The organism is Phenylobacterium sp., assembly GCF_031425575.1.
GTDB lineage: Bacteria > Pseudomonadota > Alphaproteobacteria > Caulobacterales > Caulobacteraceae > Phenylobacterium.
Map to the genome: position 1 here is coordinate 1 of NZ_JANPJP010000347.1, position 18966 is coordinate 18966.

Genomic DNA, 18966 nt, shown 5'->3' on the forward strand with positions numbered 1-18966 from the left:
GCCTTCCACGGCCAGATGGGCATGTTCGTGCGAGCCTATGCCTACATGCTCAGCCACGGGACCGATGGCCTGCGTCAGGTCGCCGAGGACGCGGTGCTCAACGCCAACTACATCAAGGCCAAGCTGTCGCCGGTGATGACGCCCGCCTTCCCGGACGGGCCCTGCATGCATGAGGCCCTGTTTGACGACAGCTGGCTTGAAGGGACCGGGGTCACCACGCTGGACTTCGCCAAGGCGATGATCGACGAGGGCTTCCACCCCATGACCATGTACTTCCCGCTGGTGGTGCATGGCGCGATGCTGATCGAGCCGACGGAGACGGAGTCCAAGCGGGAGCTGGACCGATTCTGTCACGCCCTGACCTTGCTGGCCCAGGCCGCCAAGGCCGGCGACGTCGAACGGTTCATCGGCGCCCCCTACCTCGCCCCGCTGCGACGCCTGGATGAGACCCAGGCGGCCCGCAAGCCCCGGTTGATGTGGCGCCCAGAGCCCACATCTGTGTCTCCGGCGCCGATGGCGGCCGAATAGCAGCGGTCTGGACAAAATTTAACCCGCCCGAGCCTTTACGAGTCGCGCGCAGGTTCTCATACCTGTTGTGCGCGGTGGCCGAACGACCTCCCCAGATCGGGCGGGCCGCGCATTCCAGGTTGAATATCTAGCCCTACGCCATCTCTGGTGCGCGCCGCTTCGTGCGCGCCGGTGACGGATCGGCCAAACCTGGCTCGCCGGGGTTTGGGCTCCGGGGAAAGTGTGGCTCCGGCGCCGCGCGCTCCCCGAAATGAGCATAAACCCTAAAATTTAACGCGGACGTCGCCTTTACGACTCTCTTGTGCGTTTGCATATGCGCTTAACGACGACCGCCTGTCCTCCCCCGAACAGGCGCGCGTCAGAACCCCTGGTTTGAACCAAAGTGTCCTACGCCATGCCCAGCATGCGCGCCCTGCGCGCCTCCGACGAATTCGCCCGCGAGCTGGTGGCTCGGCTGGTGCGCGTCGGCTTGGCTTCGCTCGGCGTGCTCATCGTGCTGGCCGGAATCGCGGTGGCGCCCCTGCCGGGTCCCGGCGGCCTGCCGGTGATCGTGGTCGGGCTGATGCTGCTGCTGCGCAATTCGTTCAAGGCGCGCCGCACCTTCGTCCGCTTCCAGCATGCCCATCCGAAGATGGTCTTCCCCATCCGCCGGCTGCTGCGTCGCGAACCGGAGATCTTGCTGGTGTCGTGGCAGCAGATCCTGCGCATCGAGCGTCTTATTGTGCCGCGCAAGCTGCGCTTCGCGGTCAAGACCCGCCGGCGCTTCCGCCGCCGCTAGTCCGAAATGAAAACCCCTCCGCAACGGAAGGGTTTCTAACTCAGAAGCGTTGAACGGTCCTCCGCGGAGGACCGTCTCAAGCCTATTGCATCTTGGTTGCCAGTTGACCGAGGGCCCCGTCGATCATGGGATCCGTGCGCATGGTGGCCAAGCGGTTGGTGAGCACCACCTCGGCGGCGGCCACAGCCAGGTCGGCTGCGGCGGCGCGAACCTCGGCGGCGGCCTGGGCCTCGGCGTTGGCGATGCGGCGTTCGGCCATCAGCTGGCGGCGGGCCAGGCTTTCGTCCAGCTTGGCCTTGGCGTCGGCGGCGTAGAGCGCGGCCTGTTCCTCGGCGGCGGCCAGCATGTCCTTGGCCTGGGCCTCGGCGCGGATACGCTCGGCCTTGAGTTCGGCCAGCAGGCGCTGGGCCTCCTCACGGATGCGGGCGGCCTCGTCGAGGTCGGACTGGATCTTGGCGCTCTGGGCGTCAAGGTTGGCGTTGATCAGCTTCGGCGCCTTGGCCCCGAAGATCACGATGCCGAGGAAGATCAGCAGGCCGACGCCGACCCACATCTCCGCGTTGGCGGGGTTCAGGAAAGCGGGCATCAGACGGCTCCTTGGGCGGCCAGGGCCGCATTGACCTCGGTCGTCGACAGCTTCTGGCCGGTCAGCTTCTCGACGATGGCCTGGGCCGTGTCGGCGGCGATGCCGCGGACATTGGTCATGGCCTGGTCGCGAAGCCCGCGGATGCGGGTCTCGGCTTCGTCCATCTGGGCCTGGAGACGGACGTCCTCCGCCTTCTGGCTGGCGGCCAGGTCGGAAGCCGCCTTGGTCTTAGCGTCAGAGGCGAGCCGGCGAGAGCGGCTGTGGGCTTCGGAGATCTCGGCCTGGGCCGCGGCGGCTTGCGCCTCGGCTTCGGCCTGGACGCTGCGGGCCTGGGTGACGGCGGCCGCGATGGTGGCGGCCCGGTCGTCCTTGATCTTGCGGAGCCGCGGCACGAAGACCTTGGCCAGCAGAGTGTAGAGGACGGCGAAGATCAGGAAGAGCCAGACGATCTGGCCGCCCCAGTACTCGAACTTGAACTGAGGCAGGCCACCGCTGTCGGCGCCGTGGGCGGCGACTTCCGTCGTGCCGGCCGGGCCGTGGCCCTGCGCAGCGTCAGCGGCGGTGTGACCGTCGCGGAGGTCCGCGGTCGGCGGTGATGTGGTCTCGGCGGCCATAAGGCTTGAGCGTCCCTAAAACGCAGGCTGAGGACGCCGGGAAGGCGCCCCCATGACCCTGCGGATCTTGGCTTAGGAGAACAGGATGAGCAGGCCGAGCACGAAGGCCAGGATGCCCAGGGCTTCGGTCAGGGCGGCGCCCAGGATCAGATTGGTGAACTGGCTGCCGGCGGCCGACGGGTTGCGCGTGGCGCCCGCCAGGAAGTGGCCGAAGATGGTGCCAACGCCGATGCCCGCGCCGATCATGCCGAGGGTCGCGAGGCCCGCGCCGATGTACTTAGCCGATTCCGCGTCCATAGTTTTCAGTCCCGTTTGTAGGTTGAGAGAGGGTGTTGGTGAGTTCGGCGATCAGTGGTGATGGCCGAGGTTGACCACGTCGTTGAGATAGACGCAGGCCAGAACTGCGAAGACGAAGGCCTGGAGGAAGGCCACCAGGAACTCCAGCGCCGTCAGCGCCACGACGCCGCCCAGCGAGAGGGCCGCGCCGGGGATGCCCAGCAGGCCCAGACCGCCCCCGGCCGCCATGGCGCCCAGGGAGACGACGAAGCCCGCGAAGACCTTCAGGGCCACGTGGCCGCCCAGCATGTTGCCGAACAGACGCAGGGCCAGGGTCACCGGGCGCAGGACGAAGGAGATGATCTCGATCGGGGTGACCAGGATCAGCATGTACCAGGGGATGCCGGCCGGAACGAACAGCTTGTACATGTTCGCGCCGTTGCGCAGCACGCCGTAGCCGATCACCAGCAGCATGGTCATGACCGCCAGGGAGGCGGTGACCGCCAGCTGGGAGGTGGCCGTGAACACCAGGAACAGCCCGAGCACGTTCATCGCCAGGATGAACAGGAACAGGGTGAACACGAAGGGGAAGAACTTGCGGCCCTCAGGGCCGATGATGCCGGCGACAAGGTCGTCGATATAGCCGAACACCCCTTCGCCGATCACCTGCATGCGGCCAGGCACAATGGCGGCCTTTGCGGTGGCGACGGCGAAGAACACCACGACGAGGGTCGCGGCGATCAGCATCGAGACCGTGGAATTGGTGATCGACAGGTCGATCGCCCCAATACCCGGAACGGAAATAGCGGGGAGATCCACAACCTTGTGGATCTCGAACTGGTGCATCGGGTCGGCCATGCCGCCTCGAACTCCTTTAATCTTCCTCGTCGTCGGAATCGGGGAGGTCCTTTGGGGGCCCCCATTCTTCCGCCGCTTCGGCAGCCATCCGCTGAGCCGAATTTACGGCCATCCAAATCGAAATACCGAAGCCCGAGAGGACGCCGACAATCATCCCCCAAGGCGCTGTCTTTAGAACAGCGTCCGCCCCGGCGCCGAAACCCAGCCCGACAAATACGCCGCCGATCAGCACGCCCATGAGGCGATAGCCGTATCCGGCGGCTTGCGAACCGTAATCGCGCGGGGTCTGGACCGTCCGCGCCTCTAGCGCGGCGGCCCTTTCGTCGAGGCGCTTGATTTCCTCGTCGCGCGAATTTTCCGGCTGCGGCATGCGTTATGGCCTAAGTGACGACGACAACGCCCGCCGCGGCCGGGGCTTCAAGTCGCGCGGAACCTATAGAGCCGGGCCGAATGCGTCAAGGCAGGGAAATGCCTACATAAACTGCTGATTTCGCTGATGATTCCTTGACGTGTCGGCGACTCTGCATACCGGCCCGTTCAAACCCGGACTACTGGGCCGCCATGGCCTCGGCCTGACGCAGGTCCACCGAGACCAGTTGGCTGACCCCGCGCTCGGCCATGGTGACGCCGAACAGACGGTCCATCCGGGCCATGGTCACCGGGTTATGGGTGATGGCGATGAACCGGGTCTGGGTCCGGCGGCGCATCTCGTCCAGCAGGTTGCAGAACCGGTCGACATTGGCGTCGTCCAGCGGCGCGTCCACCTCGTCCAGCACGCAGATGGGCGCGGGGTTGGCCAGGAACACAGCGAAGATCAGGGCGGCCGCCGTCAGGGCCTGCTCGCCGCCGCTCATCAGGCTCATGGTGGCCATGCGCTTGCCGGGCGGACAGGCGTAGATTTCCAGCCCCGCTTCGAGGGGATCGTCGCTTTCGACGAGCCGCAGCTCGGCGACTCCGCCCTCGAACAGGCTCTCGAACAGAGTCTTGAAGTGCTCGTTGATCACCTCGAAGGCGGCCACAAGGCGCTCTCGGCCCTCGCCGTTCAGCTCGTCGATTCCCTGGCGCAGCTTGGCGATGGCGCCGGTCAGGTCCAGGCGCTCAGCCTGCATGGTCTCCAGCCGGGTGGCGTGCTCGGCGGCCTCTTCCTCGGCCCGCAGGTTCACCGGGCCGATGGCGTCGCGCTGGCGCTCCAGATTGTAGAGGTGGGCCTCCATGCCGCCGGCGTCGCCGGGGATGGCGATGGCCGCGTCGGCGAGACTTCGAGCCAGATCCTCCGGCTCAACCCGCGCAGTCTCGCGGATCTGGGCGGTGATCTCGGCCAGGCGCTCGGCGGCGGCCTCCAGCTTTGCTGACAGACTGGCGCGCAGCTCACGCGCCTGGCTGGCGGCGGCGTCGCCGGCGCGGACCGCGCGGTCAGCGTCGGCGCGGGCGCCTTCGGCCTGGGCCAGGGCGTCACTGCTCTTGGCGCGGCGGGCTTCGGCGGCGGCCAGTTCATCCAGCAGCTTTTCGAAGCGGTCCTGATGGGTGGCAGGCGCCTCATGGGCCTTGTCCAGCAGGCCCTTGGCCTTGGCGCGCGCCTCGCTCAATTGGTCCAGACGCTTGGCGGCGCCCTGGGCCCGGCGGGTCCAGTCGTCGCGGTCGCGGCTCAGGTTCTCCAGGCGCCGCGCCCGGCCCTCACGTTCGCGGGCCTCGATCTCCATGGCGCTGCGGGCTTCGGCGGCGGCCTCGCGGGCGGGGCCGGCGGCGGCGCGGGCGGCGGCCAGCTTGGCGGCCAGGTCACCGACCGCCGTGTCCTCGGCCGATTCCGACTGGGCCACCCGCAGGATCGATTCGGCGTCCGCCAGCTCGCCCTCGAAGCGGCGGATGACGTCGTCCAGGGACTGGGCGTGGGCCTCGCGGCGGGTCGCTTCGCGGTCCAGCTTCTCCAGCACGACGCGGGCGGCCGCCACCTTCTGCTCGGCGGCCTGGGGCTGACGGCGCGCCTCGCGCAGGGCCTCCTCGGCGGCGCGCACCCGGGCGTTGGCGGCGCTCTGCACCTCGCGGGCGGCCTTCGCCCTGGGTTCCAGGGTCTCGATCTCGGTCTCGACCTCGGCCAGCCGGGTCTTCTGCTCCATCCGCACGGCGGCGGGCTTGGGGGCGTCGGCCCGGGCGGTGAACCCGTCCCAGCGCCAGAGGTCGCCTTCCCGGGAGACCAGCCGCATCCCCGGCGCGAGCGCGGCCTGCAGCCGGTCGCCGTCGGCGCGGGCGACGAGCGCCACATAGGCCAGCCGCGCGGCCAGGGCGCCCGGCGCCTTCACCAGCGGACCCAGGGGCGCGGCACCCTCGGGCCAGGCCGGAGCCACCGCGTCACGCCCGCCCCAGAAGGCTGGCGCCTTGGGATCCAGGGCCGCGTCCAGATCATCGCCCAGGGCCGCGGCCAGGGCCTGCTCATAGCCGCGGTCGGGGGAAACCTCGTCCAGGGCCGGGGTGAACCCGCCGCGCTTCTGCTGGGCCACGATGCCCGCCAGGGCGCGGGCCTCGGCGGTCAGGCGGCCCAGCTGTTCATCGGCCTTGCGGGCGGCTTCGCGGGAGGCGAGTTCGGCCTCCTGGGCCTTGGTGCGTTCGTCCTCGGCGGCCTCCAGGGCGGCGCGCAGGGCCACGAGGGTCGCCTCGGCCCGCTCCAGCTCGGCCTTGGCCTCCGCGGCCTGCGGATTGACCGCCGGGCCGATCTGCTCGCGTTCATGTTTCGCCTGCTCCAGCGCCCGGCGGGTGCGGTTGACCCGGCCTTGAGCCTCCTCGACGCGGGCGGCGCCCGCCCGGCGGCGCGCTTCGTCGGCGGCCGCCTGAGCGGCGAGCGCCTCCACGGCGGCGTCAGCCTCCACGCGGGCGGCCTCCGCGGCGCGGGACGCGGCCTCCAGTTCCGGCGCGCGCTCCGGGGCGGCGGCGATGGCGGCCTCCAGGGCCTCCAGGTCACCAGCCATGCGGCTGAGCGCCAGTTGGGCGTCCTCGACCATCTGGGTCTCGCGGGCCCGGTCGGCGTCGATGCGCGAGACATCACCGGTCAGGCGCTCCACCTCGGCGGCCAGGGCCTCGCCCTCGCGCTCCAGCCGGTCCCGGTCGATGGCCAACCGGTGCAGCACGGCGGCGGCGATGGTCTCGGCCTCCCGCAGCGGCTTGATCTGCTCCTCGGCGGCCGCGGCCCGGGTCGTGGCGGCGGCGGCCTCGCGGGCGGTCTCCTCCACGGCGCGGATCGCCTCGGCGGCCTCGGCCTGCAGCCGCTCGGCGGCCCCGCGCGCCTCGTTCCAGCGCGCGTAGAGGACAGCGCCCTGCAGGGCCCGGATCTCGGCCGACATCTTCTTGTAGCGGTCGGCCTGGCGCGCCTCGCGTCTCAGCCGGTTGAGCGCGCTCTCCAGCTCCTTGCCCACGTCCTCCAGCCGGGTGAGGTTGGTCTCCGCCGCCCGCAGCCGCAGCTCGGCCTCATGGCGGCGGGTATGCAGGCCTGAGACACCGGCGGCCTCCTCCAGGATCATCCGCCGGTTCTGCGGCTTGGCGGCGATCAGCTCGGAGATCTGCCCCTGGCGCACAAGGGCCGGCGAGTTGGAGCCCGTGGACGCATCGGCAAAGAGCAGCTGCACGTCGCGGGCGCGCACCTCGCGGCCATTGATCCGGTAGGTGGAGCCCTCGCCCTTGTCGATGCGGCGCACCACCTCCAGGACCGGGTGGTCGTTGAAGGCCGAGGGCGCTCGGCGGTCGGCGTTGTCGATGGTCAGCGTCACCTCGGCGTGGTTGCGCGAGGCGCGCCCGCCGGAGCCGGCGAAGATCACGTCGTCCATCCCGCCGGCCCGCATGGCCTTGGCGGAATTGGCGCCCATCACCCAGCGCAGGGCCTCCAGCAGGTTCGACTTGCCGCAGCCATTGGGTCCGACGATGCCCGTGACTCCGGGTTCGATGCGGAACTCGGTCGCATCGACGAAGGACTTGAAGCCCGAGAGGCGAAGCCGCTGGAAGTGCACGAGTGCGCGGTGCCCTTCCTACTTCTTGGCTTGGGCGGCGGCGATGGCGGCGTCGAACTCGGCCAGGGTGGCCTCGCCTTCCTTGAGCTTCTCGCCATTGATGAGGAAGGTCGGGGTCGAGCTGATCTTCTCGTCGCGGGAGGCCTTCTCGACACGGTCGTTCAGGGCCTTGAGCGCCGCCTCGTCGGTGATGCAGGCGTTAAACTGCGGTTCGGTCATGCCCGCCGACTGTGCCACCCGCAGCAGGACGCCACGCATGTCGCCGGTGGTGAACATCTCATTCTGGGCCTTGAACACGGCGTCGAGGACGCTGAAATACTTGTCCTTGCCGGCGCAGCGGGCGGTCAGGAAGGCGGCGGCGGCCACCTCCACCGGCGGGGTCAGAAACTCTTTGAAGGTGTAGTGCACCTTACCGGTGTCGATATATTTCGCCTTCAAAGCTGGGAAGACGTCGTTGTGGAAGGTGGCGCAATGGGTGCAGGAGGCCGAGGCGTATTCGGTGATCTTCACCGCCGCCTTGGGGTCGCCCAGGGTCATGTCGGCGGCGTCGGTCTTGGCCCCGCCCTGGGAACAGCCGGCGAGGGCGAGAGCCCCCAGGGCAGCGACGACGAGGAGGCGACGGCTGAAGTTCGGCATTTGAGCCCTCTACGGAATTCCGAATGAAAGATTAAAGCGCGATTCCCCCCACGCCGGGGGCAAAGTCAACGGGTGCGGCGATCGCGCAATACGCCCCGACCCAAGCTCAGCAATGCGGCCTTCAGAGGGCCGTCCGGCTCGGCGGCCAGGCTGGCGGCCAATTCGGCCTCTTTTCCAGCGTCCAGCGGGGGCAGGGGGCGGCGCACGGGCCGCACGCTCTCCGGGTTCACATTGCGCAGCGGGCCCTGGACGATCCGCAGCTTGTTCACCGCGCCGGCCCCCAGGAACAGGTTCACCCGGGCCACGATCTCTGGCGCCTGGTGCTGGATCAGGGCCGCGGCGGCGCCGGCCACCCGGATCTCCAGGGCGGCGGGCTCGCCGGCCTTCACCTTCGACAGCTTCACCGGCTCGGTGCGCTTGGCGATCTGCTCGCCGACGATCTCCTTCCAGCGGGCCTGCAGGGCGCCGGGCCCCTGGCCGAACCGCGCGTCCAGGTCCTTCAGCAGCTTGGACAGGCCGCGCCCCGCCGCCGGCGGCGGCCGGCGCTGCGGCCGCGTCCGCTTCCGCGACAGGATAAAGGCCGCCTCCGCGGCGGTGGGCAGGGGACGCTTGGACATGGGGGCAGCTTACAGCGTCGGAGCCCCGTCGGTCACCAGTCCGAAGAGGTTCGTGGTTCTCCTATTCCTTTCCCGCCCGCCTTGACGCCCCCGTCCCCAGGTCGCAATCACCGGCCCCAACAACCGGGGGGCCGAAACCATGTCCGACAGCAAGCCAGAGGCCTCGCACCGCCGCATCCTGGCCGCCAGCCTGGTGGGCACCGCCGTCGAGTTCTACGACTTCTACATCTACGCCACCGCCGCCTCCCTGGTGTTCGGCAAGCTGTTCTTCCCGGCAGCCTCGCCTTCGGCCCAGCTGATGAGCGCCTACGCCACCTTCGCGCTCGCCTTCTTCGCCCGGCCCCTGGGGGCCGCCGTGTTCGGCCACTTCGGCGACCGGCTGGGGCGCAAGTCGACGCTCGTCGCCTCGCTGATGCTGATGGGAGGATCCACGCTCGCCATCGCCTTCCTGCCCACCTACGCCCAGGCCGGCTGGGTCGCGCCCTTCCTGCTGTGCGTGCTGCGCTTCGGCCAGGGCTTCGGCCTCGGCGGGGAGTGGGGCGGGGCGGCCCTGCTGGCCGTGGAGAACGCCCCGCCAGGCTGGCGCGCGCGCTTCGGCATGTTCCCGCAGCTCGGCGCTCCAGTGGGCTTCGTCGCCGCCAATGGCCTCTTCCTGCTGCTGGGCGTCCTGCTGACGCCGGAGCAGTTCCTGGCCTGGGGCTGGCGCATTCCCTTCCTGCTCAGCATCGTTTTGGTGGGGGTTGGTCTCTGGGTCCGCCTGAAGCTCACCGAGACCCCGGCCTTCGCCGAAGCAATGAAGGAGGCCCCGCCCGCCAAGGCGCCGCTGGGCGAGCTGCTCAAGAACTATCCGCTGCAGACCCTGGCCGGCACCTTCGCGGTGGTCTGCTGCTTCGCCATCTTCTACCTGACCACCGCCTTCGCCCTGGGTTATGGCACGACCAAGCTGGGCTACAGCCGCGAGACCTTCCTGGGCGTGCAGCTCGGCGCCATCGGCTTCATGGCCGCGGGCATCATCGCCGCAGGCTACTGGGCTGACGCCACCAGCCCCCGCCGCGTCCTGATGGCCGGCTGCATCGCCACGGTGGCGGGGGGCTTCCTGCTGGCTCCGATGATGGGGTCCGGTTCGCTCTGGCTGATCTGGGGCTTCCTGTCGCTAGCCCTCGTCATGATGGGCCTGGTCTATGGACCGCTCGGCGCCTTCCTGCCCGGCCTGTTCCCGGCCCGCGTCCGCTACACCGGCGCCTCGGTGGCCTTCAATGTCGGCGGCATCCTGGGCGGGGGCCTGGCCCCCATGATCGCCCAGGCCCTGGCCGACCGGGGCGGCCTCGTCCCTGTCGGCTACTATCTCAGCGGCGCGGCCCTTATCAGCCTGACCGCGCTCTTCTTCCTCAAGCGCCAGGCGGAATGAGTCCCGAGGTCCTCCGCGCCAGGCTGCTGGCCTGGTACGACGGCCAGGCGCGCGACCTCGCCTGGCGGGTCGGGCCCGCCGACGGCCGGGCGGGTGTGCGCCAGGACCCCTACCGGGTCTGGCTGTCGGAGGTGATGCTGCAGCAGACCACCGTGCCGCACGCCACGCCCTACTTCCTCAAGTTCACCGCCCGCTGGCCCACTGTCACGGCCCTGGCCGTCGAGCAGGACGGCGAGGTCATGGCCGCCTGGGCGGGGCTCGGCTACTACGCCCGCGCCCGCAACCTGCTGGCCTGCGCCCGGGCCGTGGCCAAGGATCACGGCGGGGTCTTCCCCGACACCGAGGACGGGCTGCGGAGTCTGCCGGGGCTTGGCCCCTATACCGCCGCCGCGGTGGCCGCCATCGCCTTTGACCGGCCCACCAATGTCGTGGACGGCAATGTCGAGCGGGTCATCTCGCGGCTGTTTTCGGTCGAGGCCTCGCTACCGGACGCCAAGCCCGAGTTGAAGCGGCTGGCGGAGACCCTGGTCCGCGACGAGCGGCCCGGAGACTGGGCCCAGGCCCTGATGGATCTGGGCGCGACGATCTGCAAACCGAAGTCGCCGCTCTGCGATCGTTGCCCGGTGGCTGCCAACTGCGCGGCGCGCGCCAACGGAGCGCCGGAGACCTATCCGCGCAAGAGCGCCAAGGCGGTGAGGCCCCACCGCTACGGCGTGGCCTATGTCCTGACCCGAGGTGACCAGATCGCCCTGGTGCGCCGTCCGCCGAAAGGGTTGCTGGGCGGCATGCTGGCCCTGCCCACCAGCGACTGGCGCGCCGACCCGTTCGGCGATGACGAGGCTCGCGCCTCAGCCCCCGCCGACGCGGCGTGGTGTCATGTCGGCGAGGTGGAGCATGGCTTCACCCACTTCACCCTGACCCTGAAACTGCTCCGCGCCGAGGGCGACTCCGAGGGCGTGATCTGGTCGCCGCGGCGCGATCTGGAGGGCCTGCCCAGCGTGTTCCTGAAGGCGGCGCGGGCCGGGCTGACAACCCTGATCTAGGGCTCATTCTCGGGTAACTGTGAGACGGATATCGGATCTAGAACTGCTTCAACCTTTTGAATTGGCGACCCTTACGCCCAATTTGAATTGGAGCAATCTGCTCTTGGCCGGCATTAGGCGTCGGCGTTCATCTCCAGGATCAGGGCTGGCCAGGTGAAGCCCCCGTCCTCGCCGGCCCCGTAGCCCTGTCCGGTGGCGGCGCTGTAGAACTCCCGAAAGCCCGAGCCTTCAATCAGGGCGCTCAACTGGGCGCGCGCGTGCGCAGCCGAGTCGGTGCGGCCGAGGCGGGACAGCACCAGATGGGCCCAGTATTGCGTTGCGCCCCAGACAACATCGCCGCGCCACAACAGGGCCTTGGGGTTGATCTCGGCGCCGTCCAGGGGATTGAACGCCACCCCCGCCGGACCCCAGAACCGCGAAATCTCCGGGCGCAGGTGCGCGTCGGCCACCTGGCCTGCGATCCCAGCTGCGATCATGTGGCGGCTGGCCGCGGCGATGACCCCTCCCAGGGTCGCCACCGGGAGCTGGCGCGCGCCCGCATGATCATATCCCACGAACAGTCGCAGGTCCGGAGACCACATCAGGCGGATCATCTCTGCGGCGAGGCCTGCGGCGCGTTCCTCGAACACCGCGGCCCGCTCCGCCGCGCCGGCGCGCCGCCAGCCGTCGGCCACCGCTTCCAGGGCCAACAGATGCCAGCCGCAGAAGATCGGGTCGGCCACAATGAAGCCGTGACCGGCGGCCCTGGCCTGCGGCAGGTCGTAGGCGATGGCGTCCAGCGCCACGCTCAGGGCCCGGTGATGGGTGAGCAGGGTCCGCCGCGATGTGGTGTCCACCAGGGCGTCGAACATCGGCGAGACGTCAGCCCCAGACTCCAGGGGATGCAGGATGACCGGCGCTCCCCCGGGGGTCAGCGTCCGGTGTCGATCTATGGCCATCAGGTGATCGCCCGCCAGATGGAGCAGGCTCTCGTCGTCGTCAAAGGCGGGGTCGAAGATCCGAGCCGCCGCATAGGCCGCCACCGGAGGATCGACCAGCCAGCTACGACCGTCGGGTCGATAGATCGGCCCCAGCCATTCGGTCACCAGCTTGGTCCGCGCCTCGGCGCCCGGCAGCGGTCGTTCGTGGGCCAGCAGCCCCTCTTGCGTCAGGTTGGCGTTATACAACGTCCGCAGCTCGTCCACCGCCTGGTCGCGATCCAGGTGTCGCAGGGCCAGGGCGTGATAGCCGCTGTCCCAGGCGAAGGCGCAGCTATATTCGAGGCTGGCCGGCACATGGATCGTCCCGCCGAAAACCTCGACCCGATGTTGGGCGAACATCGCGCGGCAGGCCTGGATTTCGATGTCGGTCCTGGTCAGGGTCACCGGACCTGACTCGAAGCCGCAGAGGTGTGGCGAGGATAGAGAAGAGCCAGCGTGGTCAGGGCGGTGAGCGACAGGGCCAGCGCCGCACCGGGGATGGCAGGGACACCATAGGCGGCCAGGGCCGCGCCGCCCACCGTCGAGCCAAGGGCCTGACCCATCGAGATCACCGAGCCGTTCAGCGCCAGGGCCACGGGCGCGCCTCCGGTAGCTTGGATCAGGCTGGATTGGATCACCGGGGTGATCGAGAACAGGGCCGTGGCCGCCAGGAAAATCCCCAGCGCCACCAGGGCCGCGCTCGGCCAGCCGGCGGGCAGGACCTGGTGGGTGGCGGCGAAGTGCACGCTCATGGCGGCGGCCTGGATGATGAAGCCCTGCAGGATCCAGGACCGACCGGCGTTGCGGTTGGCGGCCCGCGCGCCCAGCCACAACCCGGCGATGGAGCCCACGCCGATCATAGCCTGGAAGGCGCCGACGCCCGCGCCCGTGACGCCCGCCCCGACCCGCACGATGGGGGCGATGTAGAGGTTCAGGGTCATGTTGGCGGCGAAGGTCAGGAAGGTGGTCAGGTAGAAGGGCCAGATGATCGGCAGCAGCACCTTCACGGTATCGCCGCCGCCCTCGCGCTTGGGCGGGGCCGGCACCTTGGGCAGGAAGAACACCACGGCGGCCAGGGCGAACAGGGACAGCCCGGCGGCGAACAGGAATGTGGCCCGCCAGTCGAAGACCGAGCCGATGATGCTGCCCATCGGAATGCCCACCACGAAGGCGAGCGTCATGCCGCCTGAAACCAGGGCCAGGGCCGAGCCCCGGCGCTCGGGTGGAGCCAGGGCCGCGGCGGCCACGCTGGCGGCCGGTCCCGACATGGCGCCGGCCAGGCCCGCCAGGGCGCGCAGCACCATCAGCACCTCGAAGTTCGGCGTCAGGGCGCAGGCGATGTGCAGGGCGGCGCCCAGGGCCAGGGCCGTCATCACCATGATCTTGCGGTCCACTCGCGCGAACAGCCAGGCCGCCACCGGCCCCAGCACCGCCGAGGTCAGGACGAAGACCGTCTGCAACTGGCCGGCCACGGCGGTCGTCACCCCCAGGTCGGCGGCCAGGCTCTCCAGCAGGCCGGCGAAGATGAAGGCTCCCGACCCGAAGGCGAAGGTCACCAGGGTCAGGACATAGATACGCGGGTTCATGGACCCGAGCTTAACCGCCGACGTACCGACCGCCAGACAAAATGGACGGCGGCCGGGTGAATTAGAGTCAGGCCGCCAGCTGCGCCATGGACGAGCGCATCTTCATCCGCAGGACGTCGATCGGGGCCAGGCCCTTGTCGGTCTTGAAGTGCCAATAGGTCCAGCCGTTGCAGGCCGGCGCCGACTGGATCATGGCGCCCACCTTGTGGATGGAACCGGCCATGTCGCCGATCACCAGGCTGCCGTCGGCCCGCACCCGAGCCGAGCGCTCGCCCTTGGAGCAGTAGAGAGTGTCGCCGGGGCGCAGCATGCCCGACTCCACGATCTGGCCGAAGGGGATGCGGGGTTCCTGACGCTTGGAGCCCATGGTCTCCAGGTCGGCCTCGGTCAGGGGGACCACCTTGGCGATCCGCTCGCGGGCCAGGGTCGCGTACTGTTCCTCGCGCTCCAGGCCGATGTACTTTCGGCCCAGCTGCTTGGCCGCCGCGCCCGTGGTGCCGGTGCCGAAGAAGGGGTCCAGGATGATGTCGCCCGGCCTGGTGGACGCCAGGATCACCCGGCGCAGCAGGGCCTCGGGCTTCTGGGTCGGGTGGGCCTTGACCCCGTTCTCGTCCTTCAGCCGCTCCTCGCCGGTGCACAGCGGGAAGGTCCAGTCCGACCGCATCTGCAGGTCGTCATTGGCCATCTTCATGGCGTCGTAGTTGAAGGTGTAGCGGCGCGAGCCCCGGCCCTTGGCGGCCCAGATCAGGGTCTCGTGGGCGTTGGTGAAGCGGGTGCCCTTGAAGTTCGGCATCGGGTTGGACTTGCGCCAGACGATGTCGTTCAGGATCCAGAACCCCAGGGTCTGCAGGATGGCGCCGACCCGGAAGATGTTGTGATAGCTGCCGATCACCCACATGGCGCCGTCATCCTTCAGGACGCGCTGGCACTCGCTCATCCATTCGGTCGTGAAGCGGTCATAGGTCTCGAAGCTGTCGAAGCGGTCCCACTCGTCGTCGACGGCGTCGACCTTGGAGTTGTCGGGCCGCAGCAGGTCGCCGCCCAGCTGCAGGTTATAGGGCGGGTCGGCGAAGACCAGATCGACGGACTTCGACGGGAGCTTCTTCAAGCTCTCGATGCAGTCGCCCAGGATGACCGTGTTGGTGGCAATCGCGCCCATGTCCGCCTCGCTTCTAAGGAAACGGAATCCTGAGTCATCGTGGTGAAGGGTAGGTGTCCAAACGTGGTGAACGGAGCGTTAATCGATCAATTCAACCACTTAACCCAAGCGCCATGCGGGTGGACGGTCGCCAGGATGCGATCCTCGCCGCCCGGCCAGAGGGTGAGGCGAACCTCCATGCCCGACAGTTTCTCCGGCGGCGGCTCCATGCGCAGCCAGGCGAAGGGGGCCTCGGCGGTGGCCTGGGCGCCGTGGTCGGCGATGACCTGGGCCAGGGCCGCCTGGCTCTCCGGCGGCATGTATTGCCAGAAGACCGAGTGATAGAGGACGGTGACCGCGCCCGCCTGCGGCGCTGCGACGCGGTCGGTCCAGGCCACGGCGTCGGCGGCCTCCACGGTGACCCCCAGCGACAGAGCCAGGTCGATGGCCGCGCGGATGCGATCCAGCCGCTCGAACTGGTCGGGCCAGATATAGGCCAGCAGCCGGCGACGCTGCACCGGATCGGTCAGGTCGCCGGGCCGGCGGTCACAGGCGGCGCGTTCGATCACCTGGACGTTCGCGCCCACTGACGGGGGCCCGCCGGTCCATTCGGTGTCCATCACCACCCGCGCGTCGGGATCACCCCAGGGTGTGTCGCCGAACTGGTAGCGGAACCTGTCCCAATGCAGGTTCAGCCCGGCGCTGGCCGCCACCTCGAAGGCGCGGATCGGCAGGCCGGTCTCGGCGGCGATGGTCAGGAAGCCCGGCGCAAGGCAGGCCGAGCGACGGACTTCGTTGGTCTGCGGCTCATGGCTCATGAAGGCCGCCAGCCGGTCCTCATGACGGATGATCGCCGAGCGCGCGGCGATCCAGGCGACCCCCGAGTCGGCGTCGCGTCCGGGCTGCGGATAGGTCGCCGCAAGGGCCGGATCGTCGCCGCTCAGCACCAGGTCGTGGAGCGAACCCAGAAGCCGGAGGCACACGGCGTCCCCGACCAGCTTGCGGTAGTCGTTGGTGGCCCAGGGCGCCAGCAGGGCGGTAACCGGGCCGCCGGCCCGCAGGTCGTCCGCCGCCAGGGTGAGCAGGTCGCCATGGAAGGGGGAACCGAGGTCGCGGCAGGCGTTGGCTTGGGCGAGGAAGGCGCGGGTGAGATCGGGATTGTCCATGACCGCGTGGTCCCGCCGGAGCGGGCGGGGGTCAATCTTGATTCAGCAGATCAAGCTCGCCGTTCACCAGCTCGCCCATCAGGGCCAGCTTCACCGGCGCCCAGCCCATCCGGTGGATCTCGCAGGGGCCCAGCGTCCGCAGGGCCTCGACATGGATGGGGGCGTGATAGCCCTTGTGGGCGGCGAAGCCGTAGCCGGGATAGAGGCCGTCCATCTCGGCCATCAGCCGGTCGCGGGCCACCTTGGCCAGGATCGAGGCCGCGGCGATGGAGCTGCTGATCCCGTCGCCCTTGATCACCGTCTTGATGGGGCAGGGCAGCTTGAAGCGGTAATTGCCGTCCACCAGGGCGAAGGCCGGCTCCACCGACATCTCACCGATGGCGCGGCACATGGCCAGGCCCGCGGCGTGCAGAATGTTCAGCTCGGCGATCTCCTCGACGCTGGCGAAGCCGACGCCCCAGGCGACGGCCTTGTCCTTGATCTCCAGCTCCAGGCCCTCCCGCTGCCTGGCGGTCAGCTTCTTGGAGTCGTTCAGCCCCTTGGGGATCTTGCGCGGATTGAGGATCACCGCGCCCGCCGAGACCGGTCCCGCCCACGGCCCGCGCCCCGCCTCGTCGACGCCGCAGACCGGGCCTGGACAGGCCTTCTCCAGCATCATGTCGGGCATCAGGCGCTCATCCGGTCGATGGGGCCGTGGCGGTGGCAGCAGGTGAGGTGGTCGTTCACGAAGCCGGTGGCCTGCATGAAGGCGTAGACGATCACCGGGCCGACGAACTTGAAGCCCTTCTGCTTGAGCCCCTTGGACATCTGGACAGCGACCTCGGTCTGGGCCGGCACGTCGCTGATGGCCTCCCACCTATTGTGGATCACCCGGCCGTTGGTGAAGCTCCAGAGGAACTGGGAGAAGTCCTCGCCTGCGTCACGCATGTCCAGATAGATGCGGGCGCCGTTGATGGCCGCGTCGATCTTGGCGTTGGACCGCACGATGCCGGCGTCGGCCATCAGCCGGGCGCGGTCGGCGTCGCCATAGCGGGCGACGATCTCCGGATCGAAGTCGGCGAAGGCCGCGCGAAAAGCCTCCCGCTTCCTCAGGATGGTGATCCAGGAGAGCCCGGCCTGGAAGCCGTCCAGCACCAGCTTCTCCCACAGGGCGCGGGAATCGTATTCCGGCACGCCCCATTCCGTGTCGTGATAGGCCTCGTACAGGGGATCGCCCTGCATGCCGCGCCAGCCGCAACGAATCGGTTCGGAACTCATGGCCGGTGTTTTCGCAGGCGCGGCGGCGGCCAATCAAGCGGGACCGGAGCATATGGCGTTCGAAGGCTTCCAACTGTCGCGGGTCGATGTGGGAGAGGCGACCCTGCGGGTCCGGCACGGCGGCTCGGGCCCGCCGCTCCTGCTGCTGCACGGCTACCCGGAGACCCACATGATGTGGAGCCGGGTGGCCGACGATCTGGCCCGCGACTTCACGGTCATCGCGCCCGATCTACGGGGCTACGGCGAGAGCACCGCACCGGCCACCACGCCCGACCACGAGACCTATTCCAAGCGCGCCATGGCCAGGGACGCCGTGGCCCTGATGAACCACTTTGGCTTCGAGCGCTTCAACCTGGCCGGCCACGACCGGGGCGGGCGGGTGGCCTACCGCCTGGCCCTGGATCATCCAGACGTCCTTCTGAAGCTGTCCATCCTCGACATCATCCCCACCGCCGACGTCTGGAAGCGGGCCAACAAGGCCTTCGCGCTGGCCTACTGGCACTGGTCGTTCCTGGCCCAGGCCCATCCGTTCCCGGAGACGGTGATCGGCGCCGACCCTGAATACTTCCTGTTCCGGGGCTCGCGCGGGATGTTCGATCCAGCCGCCTATGCGGACTATGTCCGCTGCCTGTCCAACCCCGCCATGGTCCACGCCATCTGCGAGGACTACCGGGCCGGCGCCTCCTACGACGTGGCGGCGGACGAGGCTGACCGGGGTAAGTCAAAGATCAAGGTCCCGGTCCAGGTGCTGTGGGGCTCAAAGGGCGCGCTGGCCACCTGGTACGATGTCCTGGCGATCTGGCGCGACTGGGCCGACGACGTTTCAGGCCACGCCATCGAGAGCGGTCACTTCATTCCCGAGGAGAACCCCGCGGAGACATTGAAGGCGCTGCGGGCCTTCTTCCTCTAGAGCGGCAGCCAGTCCGGCCGATCCACCTGCACCGGCTTGCCGTCCGCTGTCAGCTCCCCGTCGATGCGGTCGAGGCGCACCAGGGCCATGGCCCGGCCGTCCTGCCCCGACAGCACCTCTCCGGCTCGGCGGTCGCCGGTCAGCACTTCAGCGTCGAAGGCCGGCGCCGCGCCGTCGAAGGTCAGGGGCAGCATGCGGTTCTTGATCTGGCCCCGGCGCTTCATGCGCGAGGTGGTCTCCTGTCCGACGAAGCAGCCCTTATGGAAGTCGATGCCATTCAGCAGGTCGAAATTGGCCTCGATGGGATAGGTCTTCTCGACGCCCCAGTCGGCGGGCCCCGGTACGCCGAGCGCCAGGCGGTGGGCGTCATAGGCGGCCTCACCGACCTCAGCGGCGCCGGCGGGGACCGCCGCGCCGTAGCCGCGCCAGCCTAGGGCCGCAAGCCGCGGATCCACCATCCACCCCTCCGGCGTATCCTGCCCGCCAAACAGCACCAATACGGGCGCCTCGTCCGCTGCGATCGTGACCTTGGCCCGCAGCCGGTACATGGTCAGGCGCATCGTCAGCGCGGCTCGATGCTCGGCTTCCACGTCTAGCAACGCGCCGTCCTCGCG

19 protein-coding genes and 1 pseudogene are annotated in these 18966 nt (G+C 69.2%); 5 read left to right on the plus strand and 15 right to left on the minus strand.

Translation table 11 applies throughout. The features are described from left to right. Together RMO97_RS19035 and RMO97_RS19040 are read left to right on the plus strand one after the other, a co-directional pair. A pseudogene (locus RMO97_RS19035) lies at positions 1–528 on the plus strand (aminomethyl-transferring glycine dehydrogenase subunit GcvPB); the annotation flags it as partial. A 394-nt stretch (positions 529–922) separates the two neighbouring features. Beyond that, a complete protein-coding gene (locus RMO97_RS19040) occupies positions 923–1306 on the plus strand; it encodes a PGPGW domain-containing protein (protein WP_310542597.1) in 384 nt (127 codons plus the stop codon). A gap of 82 nt (positions 1307–1388) precedes the next feature. Here the strand turns inward: RMO97_RS19040 and RMO97_RS19045 are convergent, their stop codons facing one another. From RMO97_RS19045 to RMO97_RS19080, 8 genes are all read right to left on the minus strand, one after another. After that, positions 1389–1892, minus strand: a complete 504-nt coding sequence (locus tag RMO97_RS19045; protein ID WP_310542582.1) for a F0F1 ATP synthase subunit B — start codon at positions 1890–1892, stop codon at positions 1389–1391. Then, positions 1892–2506 carry a hypothetical protein gene (locus tag RMO97_RS19050; RefSeq protein ID WP_310542583.1) on the minus strand — a complete coding sequence of 205 codons (615 nt, stop codon included), beginning with the start codon at positions 2504–2506 and terminating at the stop codon, positions 1892–1894. Before RMO97_RS19050 ends, RMO97_RS19045 begins: the two co-directional genes overlap by 1 nt. 72 nt (positions 2507–2578) lie before the next feature. Next, a complete protein-coding gene (locus tag RMO97_RS19055; RefSeq protein ID WP_293493770.1) occupies positions 2579–2803 on the minus strand; it encodes a F0F1 ATP synthase subunit C in 225 nt (74 codons plus the stop codon). Between the two features lie 51 nt (positions 2804–2854). Then, positions 2855–3640 carry a F0F1 ATP synthase subunit A gene (locus RMO97_RS19060; RefSeq protein WP_304777424.1) on the minus strand — a complete coding sequence of 262 codons (786 nt, stop codon included), beginning with the start codon at positions 3638–3640 and terminating at the stop codon, positions 2855–2857. Between the two features lie 16 nt (positions 3641–3656). Next, the gene (locus RMO97_RS19065; protein WP_305337956.1) at positions 3657–4010 is read right to left on the minus strand and encodes a F0F1 ATP synthase assembly protein I; all 354 of its coding nucleotides are present in this window, start codon (positions 4008–4010) and stop codon (positions 3657–3659) included. Positions 4011–4188: 178 nt separating this feature from the next. Then, positions 4189–7632: an AAA family ATPase gene (locus RMO97_RS19070; protein WP_310542584.1), complete on the minus strand. Its 3444-nt coding sequence runs from the start codon at positions 7630–7632 to the stop codon at positions 4189–4191. 18 nt (positions 7633–7650) lie between these two features. Then, positions 7651–8268 (minus strand): thioredoxin domain-containing protein, encoded by a 618-nt coding sequence (locus RMO97_RS19075; RefSeq protein ID WP_310542585.1) that lies wholly within the window; start codon positions 8266–8268, stop codon positions 7651–7653. Positions 8269–8333: 65 nt separating this feature from the next. Next, complete coding sequence (locus tag RMO97_RS19080) at positions 8334–8885, minus strand: DciA family protein (RefSeq protein ID WP_310542586.1); 552 nt, start codon at positions 8883–8885, stop codon at positions 8334–8336. A gap of 139 nt (positions 8886–9024) precedes the next feature. Between RMO97_RS19080 and RMO97_RS19085 the strand changes: the two genes are divergently transcribed. Both RMO97_RS19085 and mutY read left to right on the plus strand, forming a co-directional pair. Next, a complete protein-coding gene (locus RMO97_RS19085; RefSeq protein ID WP_310542587.1) occupies positions 9025–10293 on the plus strand; it encodes an MFS transporter in 1269 nt (422 codons plus the stop codon). Beyond that, positions 10290–11336, plus strand: a complete 1047-nt coding sequence (mutY, locus tag RMO97_RS19090; protein WP_310542588.1) for an A/G-specific adenine glycosylase — start codon at positions 10290–10292, stop codon at positions 11334–11336. The genes RMO97_RS19085 and mutY overlap by 4 nt, the downstream gene beginning before the upstream one ends. A 113-nt stretch (positions 11337–11449) precedes the next feature. On the opposite strand, the gene RMO97_RS19095 is transcribed toward mutY, so the two are convergent. The 6 genes from RMO97_RS19095 to RMO97_RS19120 all read right to left on the minus strand — a co-directional run bounded on the left by RMO97_RS19095 (position 11450) and on the right by RMO97_RS19120 (position 17442). Further along, positions 11450–12700, minus strand: coding sequence for an MGH1-like glycoside hydrolase domain-containing protein (locus tag RMO97_RS19095; RefSeq protein ID WP_310542589.1), 1251 nt, complete (start codon positions 12698–12700; stop codon positions 11450–11452). Beyond that, on the minus strand, positions 12697–13881 hold the full coding sequence (locus RMO97_RS19100; RefSeq protein ID WP_310542590.1) for an MFS transporter: 1185 nt from the start codon (positions 13879–13881) through the stop codon (positions 12697–12699). The genes RMO97_RS19095 and RMO97_RS19100 overlap by 4 nt, the downstream gene beginning before the upstream one ends. A gap of 67 nt (positions 13882–13948) precedes the next feature. Next, positions 13949–15040, minus strand: coding sequence for a DNA methyltransferase (locus RMO97_RS19105; RefSeq protein ID WP_310542591.1), 1092 nt, complete (start codon positions 15038–15040; stop codon positions 13949–13951). An 86-nt stretch (positions 15041–15126) separates the two neighbouring features. Next, the gene (locus RMO97_RS19110; RefSeq protein WP_310542592.1) at positions 15127–16185 is read right to left on the minus strand and encodes a DUF2332 family protein; all 1059 of its coding nucleotides are present in this window, start codon (positions 16183–16185) and stop codon (positions 15127–15129) included. Between the two features lie 31 nt (positions 16186–16216). Continuing rightward, complete coding sequence (locus tag RMO97_RS19115; protein WP_310542593.1) at positions 16217–16852, minus strand: ribonuclease HII; 636 nt, start codon at positions 16850–16852, stop codon at positions 16217–16219. After that, the gene (locus RMO97_RS19120; protein WP_310542594.1) at positions 16852–17442 is read right to left on the minus strand and encodes a DNA-3-methyladenine glycosylase I; all 591 of its coding nucleotides are present in this window, start codon (positions 17440–17442) and stop codon (positions 16852–16854) included. The genes RMO97_RS19115 and RMO97_RS19120 overlap by 1 nt, the downstream gene beginning before the upstream one ends. Before the next feature lie 52 nt (positions 17443–17494). Here RMO97_RS19120 and RMO97_RS19125 point away from each other — a divergent pair, with 52 nt between their 5' ends. After that, positions 17495–18352 (plus strand): alpha/beta hydrolase, encoded by an 858-nt coding sequence (locus RMO97_RS19125; protein WP_310542595.1) that lies wholly within the window; start codon positions 17495–17497, stop codon positions 18350–18352. Here the strand turns inward: RMO97_RS19125 and RMO97_RS19130 are convergent. Continuing rightward, the coding region (locus RMO97_RS19130; protein ID WP_310542596.1) for a folate-binding protein at positions 18349–18966 on the minus strand (618 nt) is incomplete at its 5' end. The two genes, RMO97_RS19125 and RMO97_RS19130, sit on opposite strands and share 4 nt — an antisense overlap.